The 18,444-nt window shown below is 59.2% G+C and carries 18 protein-coding genes; 8 read left to right on the forward strand and 10 right to left on the reverse strand.

Going from position 1 to position 18,444, the window contains the following annotated elements; genetic code table 11:
- The first annotated feature begins 26 nt into the window (after nucleotides 1-26).
- The 4 genes from lepB (at nucleotide 27) to LAP85_03705 (ending at nucleotide 5,669) form a co-directional block, all read left to right on the forward strand.
- Complete coding sequence (lepB, locus tag LAP85_03690; GenBank protein MBZ5495481.1) at nucleotides 27-617, forward strand: signal peptidase I; 591 nt, start codon at nucleotides 27-29, stop codon at nucleotides 615-617.
- Between the two features lie 61 nt (nucleotides 618-678).
- Nucleotides 679-1,776, forward strand: a complete 1,098-nt coding sequence (carA, locus tag LAP85_03695; protein ID MBZ5495482.1) for a glutamine-hydrolyzing carbamoyl-phosphate synthase small subunit — start codon at nucleotides 679-681, stop codon at nucleotides 1,774-1,776.
- A gap of 3 nt (nucleotides 1,777-1,779) precedes the next feature.
- Nucleotides 1,780-4,986 carry a carbamoyl-phosphate synthase large subunit gene (carB, locus tag LAP85_03700; protein MBZ5495483.1) on the forward strand — a complete coding sequence of 1,069 codons (3,207 nt, stop codon included), beginning with the start codon at nucleotides 1,780-1,782 and terminating at the stop codon, nucleotides 4,984-4,986.
- A 167-nt stretch (nucleotides 4,987-5,153) separates the two neighbouring features.
- Nucleotides 5,154-5,669 carry a hypothetical protein gene (locus LAP85_03705; protein ID MBZ5495484.1) on the forward strand — a complete coding sequence of 172 codons (516 nt, stop codon included), beginning with the start codon at nucleotides 5,154-5,156 and terminating at the stop codon, nucleotides 5,667-5,669.
- 113 nt (nucleotides 5,670-5,782) lie between these two features.
- Here the strand turns inward: LAP85_03705 and LAP85_03710 are convergent, their stop codons facing one another.
- Genes LAP85_03710 through LAP85_03725 form a run of 4 tightly spaced genes read right to left on the reverse strand, consistent with a single transcriptional unit; the run spans nucleotide 5,783 to nucleotide 9,189 of the window.
- Nucleotides 5,783-6,268 (reverse strand): hypothetical protein, encoded by a 486-nt coding sequence (locus LAP85_03710; GenBank protein MBZ5495485.1) that lies wholly within the window; start codon nucleotides 6,266-6,268, stop codon nucleotides 5,783-5,785.
- Entirely contained in the window at nucleotides 6,265-7,653 is a 1,389-nt protein-coding gene (gene glmU / locus LAP85_03715) for a bifunctional UDP-N-acetylglucosamine diphosphorylase/glucosamine-1-phosphate N-acetyltransferase GlmU (GenBank protein MBZ5495486.1), read from the reverse strand. The genes LAP85_03710 and glmU overlap by 4 nt, the downstream gene beginning before the upstream one ends.
- The gene (locus LAP85_03720; GenBank protein ID MBZ5495487.1) at nucleotides 7,650-8,699 is read right to left on the reverse strand and encodes a YvcK family protein; all 1,050 of its coding nucleotides are present in this window, start codon (nucleotides 8,697-8,699) and stop codon (nucleotides 7,650-7,652) included. The genes glmU and LAP85_03720 overlap by 4 nt, the downstream gene beginning before the upstream one ends.
- Nucleotide 8,700: 1 nt before the next feature.
- Nucleotides 8,701-9,189 (reverse strand): tetratricopeptide repeat protein, encoded by a 489-nt coding sequence (locus tag LAP85_03725; protein ID MBZ5495488.1) that lies wholly within the window; start codon nucleotides 9,187-9,189, stop codon nucleotides 8,701-8,703.
- 49 nt (nucleotides 9,190-9,238) lie between these two features.
- On the opposite strand from LAP85_03725, the gene LAP85_03730 reads away from it, so the two are divergent.
- From LAP85_03730 to LAP85_03740, 3 genes are all read left to right on the forward strand, one after another.
- Nucleotides 9,239-9,592 carry a hypothetical protein gene (locus LAP85_03730; GenBank protein MBZ5495489.1) on the forward strand — a complete coding sequence of 118 codons (354 nt, stop codon included), beginning with the start codon at nucleotides 9,239-9,241 and terminating at the stop codon, nucleotides 9,590-9,592.
- A 141-nt stretch (nucleotides 9,593-9,733) separates the two neighbouring features.
- On the forward strand, nucleotides 9,734-10,252 hold the full coding sequence (locus tag LAP85_03735; protein MBZ5495490.1) for a roadblock/LC7 domain-containing protein: 519 nt from the start codon (nucleotides 9,734-9,736) through the stop codon (nucleotides 10,250-10,252).
- Nucleotides 10,253-10,276: 24 nt separating this feature from the next.
- Nucleotides 10,277-10,864: a gliding-motility protein MglA gene (locus LAP85_03740; protein ID MBZ5495491.1), complete on the forward strand. Its 588-nt coding sequence runs from the start codon at nucleotides 10,277-10,279 to the stop codon at nucleotides 10,862-10,864.
- A gap of 79 nt (nucleotides 10,865-10,943) precedes the next feature.
- Here LAP85_03740 and LAP85_03745 read toward each other — a convergent pair whose 3' ends face one another.
- A complete protein-coding gene (locus LAP85_03745) occupies nucleotides 10,944-12,485 on the reverse strand; it encodes an amino acid permease (protein MBZ5495492.1) in 1,542 nt (513 codons plus the stop codon).
- A gap of 281 nt (nucleotides 12,486-12,766) precedes the next feature.
- The gene (locus LAP85_03750; protein ID MBZ5495493.1) at nucleotides 12,767-13,627 is read right to left on the reverse strand and encodes an alpha/beta hydrolase; all 861 of its coding nucleotides are present in this window, start codon (nucleotides 13,625-13,627) and stop codon (nucleotides 12,767-12,769) included.
- Between the two features lie 147 nt (nucleotides 13,628-13,774).
- Here LAP85_03750 and LAP85_03755 point away from each other — a divergent pair, with 147 nt between their 5' ends.
- Nucleotides 13,775-15,166, forward strand: coding sequence for an aspartate ammonia-lyase (locus LAP85_03755; GenBank protein ID MBZ5495494.1), 1,392 nt, complete (start codon nucleotides 13,775-13,777; stop codon nucleotides 15,164-15,166).
- 32 nt (nucleotides 15,167-15,198) lie between these two features.
- On the opposite strand, the gene LAP85_03760 is transcribed toward LAP85_03755, so the two are convergent.
- From LAP85_03760 to LAP85_03775, 4 genes are all read right to left on the reverse strand, one after another.
- Complete coding sequence (locus tag LAP85_03760; GenBank protein MBZ5495495.1) at nucleotides 15,199-15,423, reverse strand: zinc ribbon domain-containing protein; 225 nt, start codon at nucleotides 15,421-15,423, stop codon at nucleotides 15,199-15,201.
- A gap of 27 nt (nucleotides 15,424-15,450) precedes the next feature.
- Nucleotides 15,451-16,443: a TerC family protein gene (locus LAP85_03765; protein MBZ5495496.1), complete on the reverse strand. Its 993-nt coding sequence runs from the start codon at nucleotides 16,441-16,443 to the stop codon at nucleotides 15,451-15,453.
- 110 nt (nucleotides 16,444-16,553) lie between these two features.
- On the reverse strand, nucleotides 16,554-17,054 hold the full coding sequence (locus LAP85_03770; protein ID MBZ5495497.1) for a dual specificity protein phosphatase family protein: 501 nt from the start codon (nucleotides 17,052-17,054) through the stop codon (nucleotides 16,554-16,556).
- A gap of 210 nt (nucleotides 17,055-17,264) precedes the next feature.
- Nucleotides 17,265-18,275, reverse strand: a complete 1,011-nt coding sequence (locus LAP85_03775; protein MBZ5495498.1) for a threonylcarbamoyl-AMP synthase — start codon at nucleotides 18,273-18,275, stop codon at nucleotides 17,265-17,267.
- Nucleotides 18,276-18,444 lie beyond the last annotated feature (169 nt).

Raw genomic sequence — 18,444 nt, forward strand, 5'->3', positions numbered from 1 at the left:
AGGAAGCACGGACGCCGATTATACAGATGGAACCAAAACTCGCCTCTCCGCCGGAAGTTCCGAATCCGCCTGAAGGGACAAACGCGCCGGTTTCAGGCACGAATCTCTTTTCCGAATTGAGATCGTGGTTTCGGGATGTCCTCTTCGCAATTGCAACCGCAATCTTCATCGTCATTTTTGTAATCCAGCCCGTCAAAGTCGAAGGCACCAGCATGCAGCCGCGCCTGGTGGATCAGGAAAGGATCTTCGTCAACCGCTTCATCTACCGTTTTGAGGACATCCACCGGGGCGACATCGTGGTCTTCTGGTATCCCAGAGACACGAACAAGTCGTTCATCAAGAGGGTGGTGGCCGTTCCCGGCGACATGGTTGAGATCCTCAATGGCGTGGTGTTTGTAAATGGACATGAGGACAAGGAGCCGTACCTCAAACCTGAATTCCGGGATCATGAGTCCTATTCCAAGACCGTCATCCCGCCGGAGCAGTACTTTGTACTCGGTGACCACCGGAATTCCAGCAACGACAGCCGCAACTGGGGATTTGTTCCCAGAAACCTGATATACGGCAAGGCGATTTTCCGTTACTGGCCCGTGTCGCGCCTGGGCCTGGTAGAATAATCCGGCAGCGCCGGCCTGACGGCGCCCGGGATGCCTCTACTTCAAGTTCTGAATGGCCCCAATGAAAGCAATACTGGCGCTTGAAGACGGCCGCACCTTCACGGGCTGTGCCTTTGGTGCCGAGGGGGAGGTCTGCGGAGAGGTGGTTTTCAATACCTCTCTTTCCGGCTATCAGGAGATCCTCACCGATCCGTCCTATGCCGGGCAGATCGTCGTCATGACCTATCCCCATATCGGCAACTATGGCATGAATCGCGAAGACGAGGAGTCGGGCAAGCCCTTCGTCCAGGGATTTGTCGCGCGCGAATTCAGTGCTTTTACCTCGAACTGGCGCGCCCTGGAATCGCTCGAGGAGTACCTCAAGCAGCATGGGATCGTGTCGATGTCGGAAGTGGACACCCGGGCGATCGTCCGGCACATTCGCAGCCGGGGAGCCATGCGCGGCATTGTCAGTTCGGTCGACCTGGACGGTCAGCGGCTCGCAGAGCGCGCCCGGCGGGAACCGGGAATGCTCGGCCAGGACCTGGCTTCCGCAGTCAGCTGCCAGGCGCCGTACGCGTGGCCGGATCCTCCCGGAGCCCCGCCCGATCGCTTCCGCGTCGTAGCCTACGACTTCGGCATCAAGAGGACGATTCTGGCCAATCTGGCACGTTCCGGCTGCAGTGTCGTGGTCGTGCCCGCGCAGACGGGGGTGGATGAAACCCTATCATTGCGACCGGACGGGATTTTTCTCTCCAACGGTCCTGGTGACCCGGCCCCGCTCAGTTACGCTGCCGACACCGTGCGCGGGCTGCTGGGCAAGGTGCCGCTCTTCGGAATCTGTCTGGGCCACCAGATTATGGGTCTGGCTTTAGGCGGGAAGACCTACAAGCTCAAATTCGGTCATCGCGGCGCCAATCAGCCGGTGAAGAATGCCAGGACGGGGCGCGTGGAGATCACGGCTCAAAATCATGGATTTGCCGTCGACGTGGACTCGCTCAACTTGAGACGCGTCGAGCCGACACATTTCAACCTCAACGATCAGACGCTCGAGGGGATCCGGCATCTTCAAGTGCCCGCCTTCTCGGTACAGTACCATCCCGAGGCTTCGCCCGGACCGCACGACTCACACTATCTTTTTACCGAGTTCAAGCGGCTCATGGCGGAGTTTCGCAGGTAGCCCATGCCCAAGCGCGCCGACATCAGGCGAATACTCATCATCGGCTCAGGCCCGATCGTCATCGGCCAGGCCTGTGAGTTTGACTACTCCGGCACCCAGGCCTGCAAGGCTCTGCGCGCGGAAGGATTCGAAGTGGTTCTGGTCAACTCCAATCCCGCCACCATCATGACCGATCCGGACCTGGCCGACCGGACCTATATCGAGCCGCTCACCTGCGAATCGGTCAGCGCCATTATCGCGCGGGAACGTCCGGATGCTCTCCTGCCTACGGTCGGCGGGCAGACCGCGCTGAACCTGTCCGTGGCGCTGGCAAAGGCCGGCGTGCTGGCACAGTACGGTGTGGAGATGATCGGCGCGAAGCAGCGCGCGGTCGAAATCGCAGAGGATCGCCAGCTCTTCAAGAATGCCATGACCGAAATCGGGCTGCGGTCGGCACTGTCGCGGGTCGTGCGCACTCCGGATGAGGCGCGCAGTTTTCTCGAGCTGGCCGGCTTGCCTGTGATCACACGCCCGAGCTACACCCTGGGCGGATTTGGCGGCGGCATTGCTTACGAACAGGAGGAGTTCGAGAGCATCGTCCGTCGCGGGCTGGACGTCTCGCCCGTCCATGAGGTGCTGGTGGAACAGTCGCTCATAGGGTGGAAAGAGTACGAACTGGAGGTGATGCGGGACCTCAACGACAACGTGGTCATCATCTGTTCGATCGAAAACTTCGATCCGATGGGCATTCACACGGGGGACTCGATCACCGTGGCTCCGGCCCAGACCCTGACCGACAAAGAATATCAGCGCATGCGCGACGCCGCGATCCGCATCATCCGGAAGGTGGGCGTGGAGACCGGCGGATCCAACATCCAGTTTGCTGTGAACCCTCAAACCGGCGCGCTGATTGTCATCGAGATGAACCCCCGGGTCTCACGCAGCTCCGCGCTGGCTTCCAAAGCCACGGGGTTTCCCATCGCCAAGATCGCGGCCAAACTCGCCGTCGGCTATACTCTCGATGAAATTCCGAACGACATCACGAAGAAAACTCCCGCCTGCTTCGAGCCCAGCATCGATTATGTGGTAGTCAAGATTCCCAAATGGAACTTCGAGAAGTTCGCAGGGGCCGACCCGACATTGGGGACGCAGATGAAGTCGGTGGGAGAGGTGATGGCGATCGGCCGCACCTTCAAGGAGGCCCTGCTGAAGGGCGTGCGCTCGCTGGAAAGAGGAATGCTCCCGCAGGCGCTGGATCCTGAGAAGCTGCCCCGCAACCTGTTGACGCCGGTACCCGAACGCCTTGACTATGTGCTTCTTGCCCTGATGAGAGGCCATACGGTCGAAGAGCTGCACGAGCTCACGCGCGTCGACCCCTGGTTCCTGAACCAACTGAAAGAGATCGTGGAGATAGAAAGGCGCTTGCAGGGATATTCGCTGGTTACGCTTCCCAGGGAAATGCTCCGTGAATCCAAGCGGGCGGGCTTATCGGATCAGATGGTGGCAGGCCTGCTGCAGCCGGAAAACGGCTCGCCTGTTTTGCCCGAACAGGTCAGGCAGCGGAGACATGAACTGGGCCTCCGGCCGGTCTTTAAGCGAGTAGACACCTGCGCGGCCGAGTTCGAATCCTTCACTCCGTACCTCTATTCGACCTATGAAGACGAATGCGAGGCGGCGCCGACTCATAACAGGAAGGTCGTAGTCCTGGGCAGCGGGCCCAACCGGATCGGGCAGGGCATCGAATTCGACTATTGCTGCTGTCACGCCTCGTTTGCCCTCAGGGAAATCGGCTACGAGACCATCATGGTCAACTGCAACCCCGAGACTGTCTCGACCGACTATGACACCTCCGACCGGCTGTACTTCGAGCCGCTCACTTTCGAGGATGTCATGGAGATTATGGCTGTCGAGAAGCCCGATGGGGTCATCGTTCAGTACGGTGGCCAGACCCCTCTCAATCTCGCCCTGAAGCTCCATGCGGCTGGAGTGCCCATACTGGGGACATCGCCCGAAAACATCGACCTCGCGGAGGACCGGGAACGGTTCGGCCGATTCCTGAGCGAACTCGGCATACCGCAGCCACGCAACGGGACGGCCCGATCGCCGCAGGAAGCCTCCGTGGTTGCTGCCGGCATAGGCTATCCTGTATTGGTCCGGCCTTCCTATGTTCTGGGCGGCCGCGCAATGTCCATCGTCTATGACGAAGAGTCGCTCGCGCGCTATATGACGACCGCCGTTCAGGCTTCGCCGGAGCGCCCGGTCCTGATCGATGAGTTCCTGGAAGACGCGTTTGAGTACGATGTCGATGCCCTGTGCGACGGCGAACGTGTGGTCATCGCCGGCGTGATGGAGCACGTCGAAGAGGCCGGGATTCACAGCGGCGACAGCACCTGCGTCCTGCCCCCCATAATGATCGAACCGGGTCTGCTCGCACGCATGAAGGACTTCACGCGCCGGCTGGGGCCGGCGCTCGGTGTAGTCGGACTCATGAACATCCAGTTCGCCGTTAAGAACAGCGTCGTCTATGTGCTCGAGGTCAATCCGCGTGCGTCGCGAACCGTTCCCTACGTCAGCAAATCGACCGGCGTACCGCTCGCCAAGATTGCCGCGCGCCTGATGGTCGGTGAAAAACTGAAGGACCTCGGGCTGGCAGAGGAACTGCAGGTCCGTCGCTGCTTTGTGAAATCGCCGGTTTTTCCATTCAACAAGTTTCTCGGCGTAGATACTATCCTGGGGCCCGAGATGAAGTCGACGGGCGAAGTGATGGGCGTGGGGGCAAGCTTCGGCGTTGCATTCGCCAAAGCCCAGATTTCCGCAGGCTCGCCTCTGCCGCGCCTGGGCACGGTCTTCCTGAGCGTAAACGATAACGACAAGGAAATGTTGCTCCCGATCGCCCGGGAGTTCGCAGCCCTGGGTTTCCGCCTGATCGCGACTTCGGGGACCCAGAAATTCCTGGTGTCCCGTGGGCTCGAAGCCGGCTTCGTCTATAAGGCCGGCGAAGGCACGCCCAGCGTGGTGGATGCCATCAGCAAGCGTGAAGTCGACCTGGTGATCAACACACCGCTCGGCTGTCAATCGCGTTTCGATGAAAAAGCCATCCGTCGGACATCCACCCAGTATCTCGTCCCCTGCATCACCACCCTCTCGGGCGCCCGCGCAGCCGCAAGCGCCATTCGCGCCCTCCAGCATGAACGCCTCACCGTGTGCAGCCTTCAGGAATACCACGGCTGAAATCGGGCGGCAGGATACCCATTTCCCGGTTTCACATTCGATTCGACGGGCACTTGACTGGATGGAAGTTGGTATCCTGTCGCCTAATTCAGAAAGCGTGAATTTATCGCAGGATTGATGATAGACTCCCACTTCAATTCAAGGCGCGGATAACCGAGGAGGTCGACGTGGACTCACTGGACAACCAATTTCCGACTGATCAACATGTCGGACAGCAACCGCTACCGGCACCGCCGGCGCCGCCGGCGATTACCCCGGCGATGATGGGGTATCTCAAGCAGACAAAACCCTGGGTGCGCTTTTTATCCATCATGGGATTTATTGGAACCGGGCTCCTGTTTCTGGTCGGCCTTTTGTTGATTTTCGGCGCTGGAATTCTGGCCAGGTTCACGAGCACGGCCATAGGCGGTCTTCCGCTGGTGCTGGCCGGATGCTTGTATGCAGCTTTAGGTTGCGTCTGTTTTTTCCCGGCCTTATACCTGTTCCGTTTTGCAGATGCGATCCAGAAAGCCCTGATACGCGATCAGGTAGGCGGGATGGAAGAGGCCCTCAAGCACCAGAAGAGCTACTGGACTTTCATGGGCATTCTGGTGCTGATTATCCTGATCATCCAGATTGTGGCTCTGATGCTCGTTGTCCTCGCGGCCATCGTGGGATTGATGGGAATGAGCGGCCGTCTGTGATTCGATCTAAACCACCACACACACGAGGTATACAAAAGCCGATGCTTTCGTCTGTTTCGTGTGGTTCCTGGTTTTGGCTGACAAAAGCCCCCTCGGGCATTTTCCTTGCGTTGCTAGACGTGCGGGTCTTCCGGACCTTCGTCGGCGCCCGGAGTCGTTTCGCATGAAGCGGATTCGGCTGCATCGAGGGTCCGGACTTTGTCTTTTTTCTCGCCGGGCATGCCCAGGATGGGGAAGAGATCGAAGGCCTGGTCCTGGTCGATCAGGTGCGCGCCTTCGGTGTAGAGACGGACGAAGTGAGTGCAGTATTTTCTTTGATCTCCGCCGATGCAATGGTCGACGCAGAACAGGTCGGTGTCGGTGCAGTTGACGCATTCTCCGAGAGAAACGCAGACCTTGGGCACCGTGATATGGCAGGTGTTGCAGATGGTGAACAGGTTCTCGCTCTCGGTATAGTACGGACAGTTCTCCAGAACCGTGTTCTCGCGGAAACCGTAGATGCGGCATCCCATGAAGATGTGGGATGTGGCGCCGGGGTCGGCCTCGATCTGTTCCAGACTCTCATCCACCCAGTTAATGCAATTGCGGCAGTTAATCATTCAGACTGCTTGGATTCCTTCCGGCGCCGCGCCCAATCTTCTTTGATAGTTTGCCTCGACCGCGCAATTCCCAGGGCTCCCGGGGGGACGTCCTCGGTGATGGAGCTTCCTGCTGCGATATACGCCCCACGTCCGATCCGCACGGGCGCGATCAGCTGCGAATCGGTGCCGACGAAGACCTCGTCTTCGATAATGGTAGCATGTTTGCGGACGCCGTCATAATTGCAGGTGATGACCCCGGCGCCTATGTTGACATTGCGACCGATCGTGGCATCTCCCAGATATGCCAGGTGGGCCGCCTTGGTGCCGTTGCCCAGACTGCTCTTCTTGATCTCAACGAAATTGCCGACCCGGCATTTTTCGCCGATAACACTGTGTTGCCTCAGATGGGCGCATGGTCCCACCGTGGTTCCCTTGCCGACCTCGGAATCGGTGATGAGGCAGGACTCCAGGATTTCAACCTCCTGCCCTATTACGGAATTGGTGATGCGCGTGCCCGAATGGATGATGCTGCCCTCGCCGATGCGGGTCGCCCCCTCCAGGGTCACCATCGGATGGACCGTGACATCTTTTTCGATCACCACATCCAGATTGATGTAGGTATTGTCCGGATCGATCAGAGTAACGCCTGCGGCCATCAGGTTCTGATTTTTTTGCGCCTGCATCGCCTTCGCGAGCTCGGCCAGCTCCCTGCGCGTGTTGATCCCGCGCAACTCCTCGAAGTCGGAGTGCAAGAGCGCCTCGACCCGCAACCCGCTGCGCTGCTGAATCGCGACGACATCCGTGAGGTAGTACTCCTTCTGGGCGTTGCGATTGGAAATCTTCTCGAGCGCTTCGAGCAGGGGCGGGATCTGAAAACAATAAAAGCCGGCATTGATCTCGGTGATCTTTCTCTGCTCTGGTGTGGCGTCCTTTTCTTCCACGATGGCTTCGATTCGTCCGTCAGAGGTGTGCAGGATGCGGCCATAAGAAAGAGGATCCTCGTTTGCAGCAGTCAGCAGGGTGGTGGCTGCGCCGCTGCTCCGGTGATGCTCGATAAGCCTACGGAGCGTTTCCGGTTTCAGGCGGGGCGTGTCGCCGGAGAGTATCAGGATATCCCCCCGTTTTTTCCCGATTTCCGGGCGCGCCATCATGATCGCATGCCCGGTGCCGAGCTGTTCCGGCTGGAGGATGAAACGCGCCGGCAGACCTTCGAGGCCTGCCTGCACCCGCTCGGCATCCTGGCCGATCACCACGAGAATCTCCTCGGGATCAACGCCGGCCGCTGCGCGGTAAATCAGGCGCAACATCGGGGTGCCACAAAGCGTATGCAGGACTTTGGCGCGGTTGCTGACCATGCGGGTTCCCTTGCCTGCGGCCATGATGAGAACGCACAGATCTTTCATGCTTTTGCTGAAACCTCCTCCTGTGTACTCGCCCTTGCTCTCTTCCAGCAGCAGTATGCCTGATAGACCGCCTCGGCCAGCCTGTCGGGGTCGTGACGGACGGCCCTCCCGCGTGCCAGTAAGGGTTTCTCGAAAATCCTGAGCCCCAATGCCGTGATGCGTTCGCGGTCTGTCGCGACGGGCGCGGATCCCTGCCGGCGGTACCGAGCCAGCACCGTAGGAGATATCGGCTGATCATTCAGAATGATCCAGTCGAACAGTTTGCCCCCGGTATGATTGTAGATCGCCGCCACATGGTCGGCTGCGGAGAAACCGATTGTTTCCCCGGGCTGGCTCATGAGGTTGCAGATAAAGATCTTCATGGCCGGCGATCTCCTCAACGCGCGCGCGATCCCGGGCACCAATAGATTGGGAAGGAGGCTGGTGAAGAGTGAACCTGGCCCTAACGTGATCAGGTCCGCCTTCCGGATCGCCTGAAGCACTGCCGGCACGGGCTTGCAGTCCGGTGGTGAAAGCGACAGAGAGGTGATGCGTGCCCGGCTCCTGGATATGAGGCTCTCGCCGAAGAGCCGGCTGCCGTCTTCGAGAACCGCTTTGAGGCGCACATCCTGGAGAGTGGCCGGATAGATTTTTCCCTTGATCGCCAGAACGTCGGAGCTGACTCGAATCGCTTCCAGAAAATCGCCGGTTACCCCGGTCAGCGCCGAGAGGAAGAGGTTGCCGAAACTGTGCCCGTGCAGTTGGCCGGTGCCCGCGAATCGATATTGAAACAGATGCGACAGCAGCGACTCGTCCGTGCTGAGCGCTACCATGCAGTTGCGGATGTCACCGGGAGGGAGCACCTGCAACTCCTCCCTGAGACGCCCGGAACTTCCACCATCGTCGGTAACGGTGACAACCGCGGTCAAGCGCGTGATCCAAGGCTTGCGAGCGGGTGGTTCGATTATGGGGGGGTCGGAAACCCGGTGCTTCATTCCCTTCAGGAGACAGGACAGCCCGGTTCCACCCCCGATGGAAACGACGCTATGCAGATCTTGAGATGTCATGCTATGGCTGACCGCCTGAGGCAGGCTGGCTCCAGCCGACGAGGTCGCTGAATTCCTTCTTGCCATGGAGCGGGGTGAAGTCCGAGTCGTTCTTGGCATACACCCGGTTTTCCTCGTTCAGTTCGACTGCTCTCTGAAGATTCCGGACGGCCTCGGTCACATCGCCCTTCATCGCAAAGGACGCCGCCAAGGAGTAGTAGATGTGGTCGATATTTGGATTTCGCTCCAGGGACTGACGGAAATAGGAGATGGCTTTCTCGTAGTCTCCCCGGTTGTGTTCGATGACTCCCAGGTTGTAAAGCTGGTCGTTGGCGACCACGGCCTTCTTGTGCGCACCTTCCTCGCGGTCGCAAATCTGCAGGTACGTGCGTGCCCGCGCCAGGATTTCCGGCTCAGCTTGATAGCTCTCGATGAGGGATTTCAATTCGGCGCGAGCTCTTTTCAGGTCTTTGTGATAAATCAGCTTTATCGCCTTTTCGAGCAGACCCAATGCAGCCGTCGTGGCTTTGGTGTCGCGCAGGAGCCGGGATGTTTCCGCTATGTTGCTGATGGTGCTCGTTTTCTTGGATTCCGAGGGCTTCGTTTTCCTGGACTTGGCCCGAGCAGCGGGTTTCGCGATTTTTGCAGGCCTTTTGCTTTTCGGCTTCACCGAGGATCTTGCATGCGCATGGGCCGGCTTCATCGATGCTGCTTTGGCACTACCTTTAGGCTTTTTGCTGCTGCGTTTGCTTGCCATTGACCCCTTGCCTGAACCGCTCGCTTCCATTTCCCCAGGGCTCCCACCACAGCGCCCTGCCAGAACATTCGCTAAGCGCTTTAGAATCAGCCATCTGTACGCGACAGAAAGCGAATGCAAGAATTGTGAGTTATTATTAGGAGAATTCGGTCGATAAGTCAAGGGTAAGGTCGGCGAGGCTTGACTCATCCCCTCTTCCCGGTCTTGCCATTCGTTGTGAGGGTGCGCCAATCGCACGTATATCGTTTTATAATTTAACAACTTACACCGACATATGCCTGCTGGATGCCAACCGTTGATGAACCCGAGCAATATCGTTCTCTACGAGGCTGAGTATTTGCGCCTCAAGTCGATTCTGGCGATGACACAGAGGGATCTTCGGGCGGACCTGGTGTTATTGATCGATCGCAGCGGCCAGCAGATCGCCTCGGAGGGGCCGGCCCACGGCATTGACATGACGGCACTGTCCTCTCTTGCAGCCGCAAATCTTGCGGCCACCGACGGCTTAGCACGTCTGGTAGGGGAACCCGAGTTTTCGATCCTCTTCCACCAGGGTAGACGACGCAGCATTCAAATCTCGGACGTGGCGAAGCGATTCTCTCTGGTGGTCGTATTTGACGACAGCGTCTCGCTCGGCATGGTTCGACTCAGAGTAAAGCGGGCGACGGCCTATCTGGAGGAGATCCTGCGCGGTTTCCTGCGCAAGAGGGAGAGCGCCGGCTCCGCCTCCAAAGCGGCTCCGGGATCGGTGTCACCCTTCTACTTCACGGACGAGGACATTGACAAGCTTTTCAGCTTCCTTAAGCCCGGCAGCTGATTCTTTGAGCGAGAGGGGACGACGTTGACGTTCATAAACTACGTAGCACGCGAGATCAACTGCAAGATCGTTTACTACGGACCCGGCCTGGGCGGCAAGACCACCAATCTGCAGTACCTGTATGAGATCACCGGCGCGGAGAACAAGGGCAAGCTGGTGTCACTGGCCACGGAGACGGAACGCACCTTGTTTTTTGATTTCCTCCCCATCGATCTCGGTCAAATCCGCGGTCTGCGCACGCGCTTTCACCTCTATACCGTTCCCGGCCAGGTGTTTTACGACGCCAGCCGGAAGCTGATCCTGCGCGGGGTCGACGGCGTGGTTTTCGTGGCCGACTCGCAGGAAGAGCGCCTGGATGCCAACCTGGAATCCATCGCCAACCTGGATCAGAACCTGAAAGAGCACGGATTCGATCTGGGCAAGATCCCCTATGTGCTGCAGCTCAACAAGCGAGACCTGCCCAACGCGATGCCTGCGGAGCAGCTCAAGCGGCTTCTCTTGCTCAAAGGCGAGCCGGTCTTTGAAGCCGTAGCCAAGAACGGCTCGGGGATTCTGGAAACGCTGAAGGGAGTGGCCCGGCAAGTGCTCGTCGAACTGCGCAAGAGCGCTTGACCTGGAGTTACCATAGTCGCGAATGAAGGGGACGCAGAGAAACAGTGGCATTCTCTGCGTCCTCTTTGCTTTCAGGACATCACTTGGAGGGCAGGTTCTGCACGACACTGTGCTTCCGGCCATAGCCGAAGTAAACCGCCATGCCGATGACCAGCCAGATTATCAGACGCAGCCAGGTATCGAAAGGAAGGCTGAGCATCATCAGCATCGAAACGACAATGCCGAGGATCGGTACTAACGGCACCATCGGCGTCTTGAACGGCCGTTGAAGCTCCGGACGGCGGACTCGAAGTATCCATACTCCTGCACAGACGATTACGAACGCCAGGAGCGTGCCGATGCTCACCAGCTCTCCCAGTACGCCAATCGGAACCAGCGCAGCAAAGCAAGCGACGAAGATCCCGACTGTGATAGATGAAATGTAGGGTGTGCGAAAACGAGGATGAACTCTGCCGGCCCACTTGGGCAGCAGTCCGTCGCGCGACATGGAGTAAAACACACGCGACTGGCCCAGCAGCATCACCAGCATCACGCTGCCCAAGCCTGCGATGGCTCCCAGCTTTACCAGAAAACTTCCGGCACGCACCCCTGTGGCATCAATGCCGACCGCAACCGGATCAGGAACGTTCAGAGCGGTGTAAGGAACGACGCCGGTGAGCAAGCCGGCAACCAGGATGTACAGGATAGTGCAGATGACGAGCGATCCCAGGATGCCGATGGGCATGTCCTTTTGGGGGTTTTTCGCCTCTTGGGCGGCCGTGGATACCGCGTCAAATCCGATGTAGGCAAAGAAGATCACAGCGGCTCCACGCGCAATCCCGGACCAGCCGTATTGGCCGAACGAACCGAGGTTTGGCGGAATGAACGGATTCCAGTGACGGGATGCGATGCTCGGGTTCTTGAAGACATAGACCGCCGCAATTCCGATGAAGAGCAGTACGATCGCGATCTTGATGATTACAATCGTGGAATTGACATTGGCCGATTCTTTGATGCCGATCACCAGGACGATGGTCACAATTGCGATGGCACAGAAGGCCACGAGGTTGAAAATACCAACAGCGTGCGGTAACGTGGCGGGATCCACCCCCTTCTCCGTCAGGGTCGGTAATACGGTTGCGAGTCGCTCCCAACGGTTACCGTAGAGCACCAACTCGGTCCAGGGTGACGCTGTCAACCCGGGCGGTATGTGGATACCCCAGTCCTGTAAAAAGCTAACCATGTACCCGCTCCAGCCCGAGGCGACCGTTGCCGCGCCGAAAGCGTACTCCAGGATGAGGTCCCAGCCGATGATCCAGGCGAAGATTTCACCCAAGGTTGCATAACCGTAAGTGTAAGCCGAGCCGGCGATGGGAATCAGTGAGGCAAACTCAGAGTAGCAAAGCCCCGCGAAGGCGCAAGCGATCCCCGCCAGGACGAAAGAAAGAACAATGGCCGGTCCCGCGTATTGGGCGGCCGCAGCGCCCGTGAGGACAAAAATGCCGGCGCCGATGATGGCGCCGATACCGAGCGTAATCAGGTTGAGTGGGCCAAGAGCACGCTTCAATGAGTGCTCACCCGACTCCTGCGCCTCTTGCGTAAGCAGGCTGAGCGGTTTTGTTATCAGCAATGAATTTCCCATGCGACTCTCCCCAGTAATATCAGTTATGCCAGATTGCACCAGCCAGGGTTTCCACAGGAGCCTGACGGTCCCTAACCCATTGTCGGAAGCGTGAAGCCAGAAACTAGCACCGAAGGCACCCATCCTGCAAGCGCAATTGCGATGGGAATTTAGAGCAGCGTTTTGTAACCGCCAGGAAGCAGGGAGGCAAAGGCGCCAAGGAAGCCCGGAAACTCGGCATCCTGGCGTCTTGGCGGTTTCCATGGCTTCCCGAATTGATCAGATCAGGCTTATTCCCGGCGTCACAAATCCATCAGGAACTTTTTCGTTTCTTCGATGAAGGTGGCCGGCTGATCGTGGTGAACCCAATGGCCTGCGTTGGGGATGTTGATCAGCCGATAGTCGGGGATGGCGTGGATGCGCCCGTCCTTTTCCGGGTCAACCGCCCAGCTGTCGAGGCCGCGGAATAGAAGCACCGGGCAGGTGATCTGGCGCCAGATCTCCTGCGCGTCCTCCATGTTGAAGCCATAAGGTGAAAAAGCCCGGACGTAGTTGTCGAATTTCCAGACCAGCGTGCCGTCGGGATTCCAGTTCGCCCCCAGCAGGGTTAGATTGCGGGCTATGGCATCGGAGAGGTGTGGATTCTCTTCCTTCATGCGCGCCGCAGCCGCATCCAGGCCCGGATAACGGTGGGGCGTACGTCTCTCGTAGTCGCGCATGTTTTCAATCCATTCCCTGAGCCGTTCGTGGGCTGGACGCGGAACTAGTTTCCCCGGGGCCGGACCGTAGCCTTCGATCGAGACCAGCTTCCGGACCCGAGCTGGGTAGACTCCGGCATACTGCATCACGATCGCTCCGCCGAGGGAATGCCCGATCAGGTAGACGGGATGCTGCCCGATGATGTCGACGAGGGCTGAGACGTCCAGCACATACTCGGGGATGCTGTACATGGCACCCGGAGCCCAACTGCTGTCGCCGTGGCCCCGCAGGTCAGGGGCCACGATGCGGAAGTGCTCGCCGAGCGCCCGGGCGACGAGGTCCCAGCTGCGCGCATGATCGCGGCTGCCGTGCACCAGAACCAGATTGGGTTTGCCGGTCCCTCCCCAGTCCCAGAAATGCAGCTTCAGCCGGTGCGAGTAGTAATATTCCGAAATCGGTTCCATACGGGTTTCTGCATTATAGAGGTCCCATTCCGTCCGAGAAAGGGGGAAAATAAAGAGTGTATTGAGAGCTCGACCAGGGATGCCACGGGAAAGAATTTTGTAAAACTTGTGAAATCCTCGACCAGGCTTTCATAGGAGGTGACTGGTATGGAGTATCGGACGGAGCGGGATTCTCTCGGGGAAGTCCAAGTTCCGGCATCCTCTTATTATGGTGCCCAGACGGCGCGCGCTCTCGAGAATTATCCCATCAGCGGGATGCGCGTCCATCCGGCCATGGTCGAGAACTATGTCCTGTTGAAGAAAGCTGCAGCCGAGGTGCTCCAGGAACTCGGGCTCCTGGACGCCGAACGGGGCAAGGCCATTGTTCAGGCCGCGGAAAAAATCATGGGCGGCGTCCTGCGTGATCAATTCGTGGTGGACGTTTTTCATTCGGGCGCCGGCACCTCCTTTCACATGAATGTGAACGAAGTCCTGGCCGGCTGTGCCAATGAAATCCTCACGGGGAAACGCGGCGGGAACTCTCCCGTGCATCCCAACGACCACGTAAACATGGCGCAGTCGACCAACGACACGTTCCCCACGGTCATGCGCATGGCTGCCCGCAGGCAGGTTCCCAGCCTCACCCATGTTCTCAGCGGATTGAGTGACGCCATGGGCGAAAAGGCGGCGGAGTTCAAGGGCGTGGTTAAGGCCGGCAGAACTCATTTGCAGGATGCGGTTCCCATTACCCTGGGACAGGAGTTCGCCGCCTACGCCGAAACCGTTCGGCAGGCAAGCGAGGCCATTGCTTCCGCCTCTCGTGCTCTGGAGGAGTTAGGGATCGGCGGCAGCGCGGTGGGAACGGGACTGAACACTCCGCCGCGCTTTCGGTTCCGGGTTGTGGATAAGATCTCCCGTTATACCGGCATCGACTTTCGGCCGGCAGGCGACCTGCGGGCCGGCATGCAAAGCAATCTCCCGATCGTGCTCCTCTCTTCATCCTTGCGCGTCCTCGCCCTGGAGGTTTCCCGCATCTGCAACGACCTGCGCCTGCTGAGCAGCGGCCCGGCCACAGGCCTGATGGAGATCAACCTGCCTGCGGCCCAGCCCGGCTCATCGATCATGCCCGGAAAGGTCAATCCCTCGATTCCCGAGATGGTGAACATGGTCTGCTTCCAGGTGATTGGGAATGACACCGCTTTGGTTTGGGCTGACGGCGCTGGCCAGCTGGAACTCAACGTGATGATGCCCGTGATGGCGCACAACCTTCTGCAGTCTTTGCAGATTCTGACGAACTCGCTCCGGATCCTGACCTCGCGCTGCATCGCGGGCATCACGGCGGATGCGGGGCGCTGCCGCCGCTTTGCCGAATCCAGCACAGCCCTGGCTACGGTGCTGAATCCGCGCATCGGGTACGACCGCGCCGCGGAGATCGTCAAGGAAGCGCTGGCAAGCGGCAGGACGGTGGTGGAGGTGGCACGCGAGAAGTCCGGGCTTTCCGAGGATGAACTGCATCGCCTCTTCGACATGGCGGCAATGACAGGCCCGGCGCAGCAGTAGCCCATGCCGCATTCACGCCGGCCGCGCATTGCCTATTGGTTCATAGGGCAAGTGCCGCCCTGCATCCCCTGGCACCCTTCGCACGGGCCGGCCTGCGGGGCCGCCTTGGCTGATTCGGCGCCGACGGCAAACGTGGAGAGAAGTTGCGCGACATCCGTACTCCCGCACTCACGGCAGACAATCTCAGCCGCCCGGTCAAACACTAAACGCTCGAACCGGGTCTTGCAGCCGCGGCATTCATATTCAAACAATGGCACGACGATATTCCTCCCTGCTTCCAAAGCCTAGTCTTGCTCTGAATCGGATCTTACCAGCGGCTGAGCAGGAATTGAAGTGCCTGTCGCCGGTTTTTGGTGTTTCTGGGGCTTGACCAGCGAGAGAATGACGGAGCCTGCCAGAATGACGGCGACCACGAGGAGGGATGCCTCGATGCCGATGGGGTAGAGATCGCTGAGAAGCATCTTTACCCCTATGAAAGACAACACGATCCCCAATCCCGTCCCCAGGTACACAAAACGATCGACCACGGCGGCAAGCAGGAAGTACATGGAGCGCAGCCCGAGAATGGCGCATACGTTGGACGTGTAAACGATGAATCGATCGGTGGTGATGCCGAAGATGGCCGGAATGGAGTCCAATGCAAAAACGAGATCAGTGGTCTCCACTGTAATCAGGACCAGGGCAAGCGGAGTCGCCACATATTTGCCCGCCTGCTTCAGAAAAAAGGAGCCGTCACCGTAGCTCGCAGACATCGGCATGAGGCGCTGAAAAAGCCGGACTACCGGGTTGTGCCCGGGCTCGACCTCGGTTTCCCCTTTCTGCAACAGAAGCTTGATACCCGTGAAAACGAGAAACGCTCCAAATATATACATTACCCAATGGAATGCATGCAGAAGAGCGGTTCCGGCAAAAATGAAGCCGGCGCGCATAATGAGGGCACCCAGGATGCCCCAGAACAGAACGCGATGGTGCAGTCTGGACGGTACGGCGAAGTAGGAAAAGATCAGGATAAAGACAAAGATGTTGTCGACGCTCAGCGCGTACTCGATGAGGTAGCCGGCAAAGAATTCGAGCCCGTTCTTTGAGCCGAATTGGATGTAGATCCATGTGCCGAACAGAACTGAGAGCACCACCCAGACAATGCTCCAGCAGAGTGCCTCCTTCACGGTGACGGCGTGCGCCCTACGATGATAGACGCCGAGATCCATCGCCAGCAGCACGAGCACGACGGCGATGAAGGCGACGAAAAACCAGGGATTGTCAATGCTTTGCGTCATTTTTTCCCATTGGGGGAAGGCAGGGCGCGGGTAGCGGGAAGGCATCATATGCGGCCTGCCGCCCGCGGCCCGCGACACTGTGCATTCCGTACGACCCCATCGTATCCATCCTACAGGTCATGATTTGCCACTCTGCGTGATCCGCTCCGCAGCGCTTCCTCAAAGTTTTCGAGGATGTCCAGAGTAGGATTGCAATCGCGCCGGGCGGTCAGGTAATCACGCGCCTCGCGGGCTGGGGTGCCCCGCGATTTGATGAGAAAGCCTGCGGCCGTCGTGGCAGAGCGGTTGATGCCGGCTGTGCAGTGCAGGTAGAGCTTCGTCCAGGGAGGTGCAAGCGCGTCCTCCACCTGCGCCACCGCCTCCGGCAGGTTGCGCGCCAGTGCTTCCCGGTCGAAATCCAAAGTCGGCACGCGGCGCAACTCGATCCCGGAACTTTGATAAGCGAGGGCAAGCCTGTGCGGCAAGATGCCGTAAAGCAACAAATCCTCATCCGTCTGCAGGCTGACGACGGTTGTGATTCCGATTCGCCTCAGCTCAGCCACATCTTCCTCACGGACATAGCCGCCCACCCACAGCCGGCCTGGTATGATTTCATTGAAGTCGAGCCCCATCAGTTCTGCCTCTATCTAAGCCCTTAACTTTAGCACGAGACCCGGCAATGGACGAGTTCGCAACCCGCTAAAACCACTCAAGACACAAAACTCGCGAAGACCTCTTTCGTGTGTTTCGTGCCTTTCGCGGTTGCTGAATGGGGAGCGGTCGCCGGGCGGCGCCGCGGACTCCGCGCTGAGATTTTCGGATTGCCGGTCCGCTCAAGGCCCTTATCGGGCGGCGCAGCGCCGAAGACGATCCATGATAGCTATGCCGAGGCCATGTTCCGGCACGGGGTGTGCTACCAGGCGATCGAGGTGAAGAGTGTCGAGCCGGTGAAGCGCTGCGAAGAGATTCGCTGCTGCTTCGCGCAGGTCGCCCGACTGCGACAACACCTCCACCGCGGCATATCTCTTTGCATCTTTCTGTGCAATCAATGACAGCAGCCCGACGCGCTCTCCGGGCCGAGGCTCGGCCCTTCGATCGTCCGCCTTCAAAATTTCCATGGGCGTGCGCGTCGCATAGTGGCGGGTGAGCTGGCCGGGGGCCTCGGGGCGGCCCTGCGGGTTGGTGGACCATTCCAGCCTGCCGAGGATTTCCCTGAGTGCCTCCAGAGAAACGCCCCCCACCCTGAGAATGCGCGGGACGGCGCCAGCCAACGATAGGACCGTGGATTCAACGCCGACGACGCACGGGCCGCCGTCGAGGATCAGGTCCACGTGATCGGAGAGCTGCGCGGCCACATGACGCGCTTCGGTAGGGCTGATGCAACCGAAGATGTTGGCGCTGGGAGCCGCCAGGGCCCGGCCTGCCGCATGGATCAGAGCCAGAGCTGCCGGATGGGCCGGCATGCGGATGGCAACGGTGTCGAGGCCGGCGGTGACGATGGGAGGAACCAAACCGGTTTTCGGAACCACCACCGTCAGCGGCCCGGGCCAGAACCGTTGCAGCAGCAGTCCGGCTTCTTCAGGGAACCGGCCATAGAGCTGCGCGGAGACGGGGCTGGACACGTGGACGATGATGGGGTCCATGCGGGGGCGCTGCTTGACCTCGAAAACGCGCGCCACCGCCAACGGATCGCAGGCATCCGCTCCGAGCCCGTACACCGTCTCGGTAGGGAATACGACCAGCCCGCCCTGGCGTATGACTGCGGCGGCCTCCTCAATTGCTGCCGGATCTGAAGCGTCGAGAATCTTTGCCGATTTCAATTCCTGGCCCTGCCTTCTAATGCAGTATGCCATGACCGGGCGACGATTGACGAATGGACTGCAAATGGGACCGGAGCCGCACGGCGGCATAAAGCGGCGCACCGGCCCCACCGGATTGCCGCTGAATCGTCCATCGTCATTCGGCTCTTGAGCTTGACACGGCCGGTAGGGATTATTATATTCCCTCGCAGGTCCGGCACTC

It is taken from the genome of Terriglobia bacterium, from assembly GCA_020072565.1.
Taxonomy (GTDB): domain Bacteria; phylum Acidobacteriota; class UBA6911; order UBA6911; family UBA6911; genus JAFNAG01.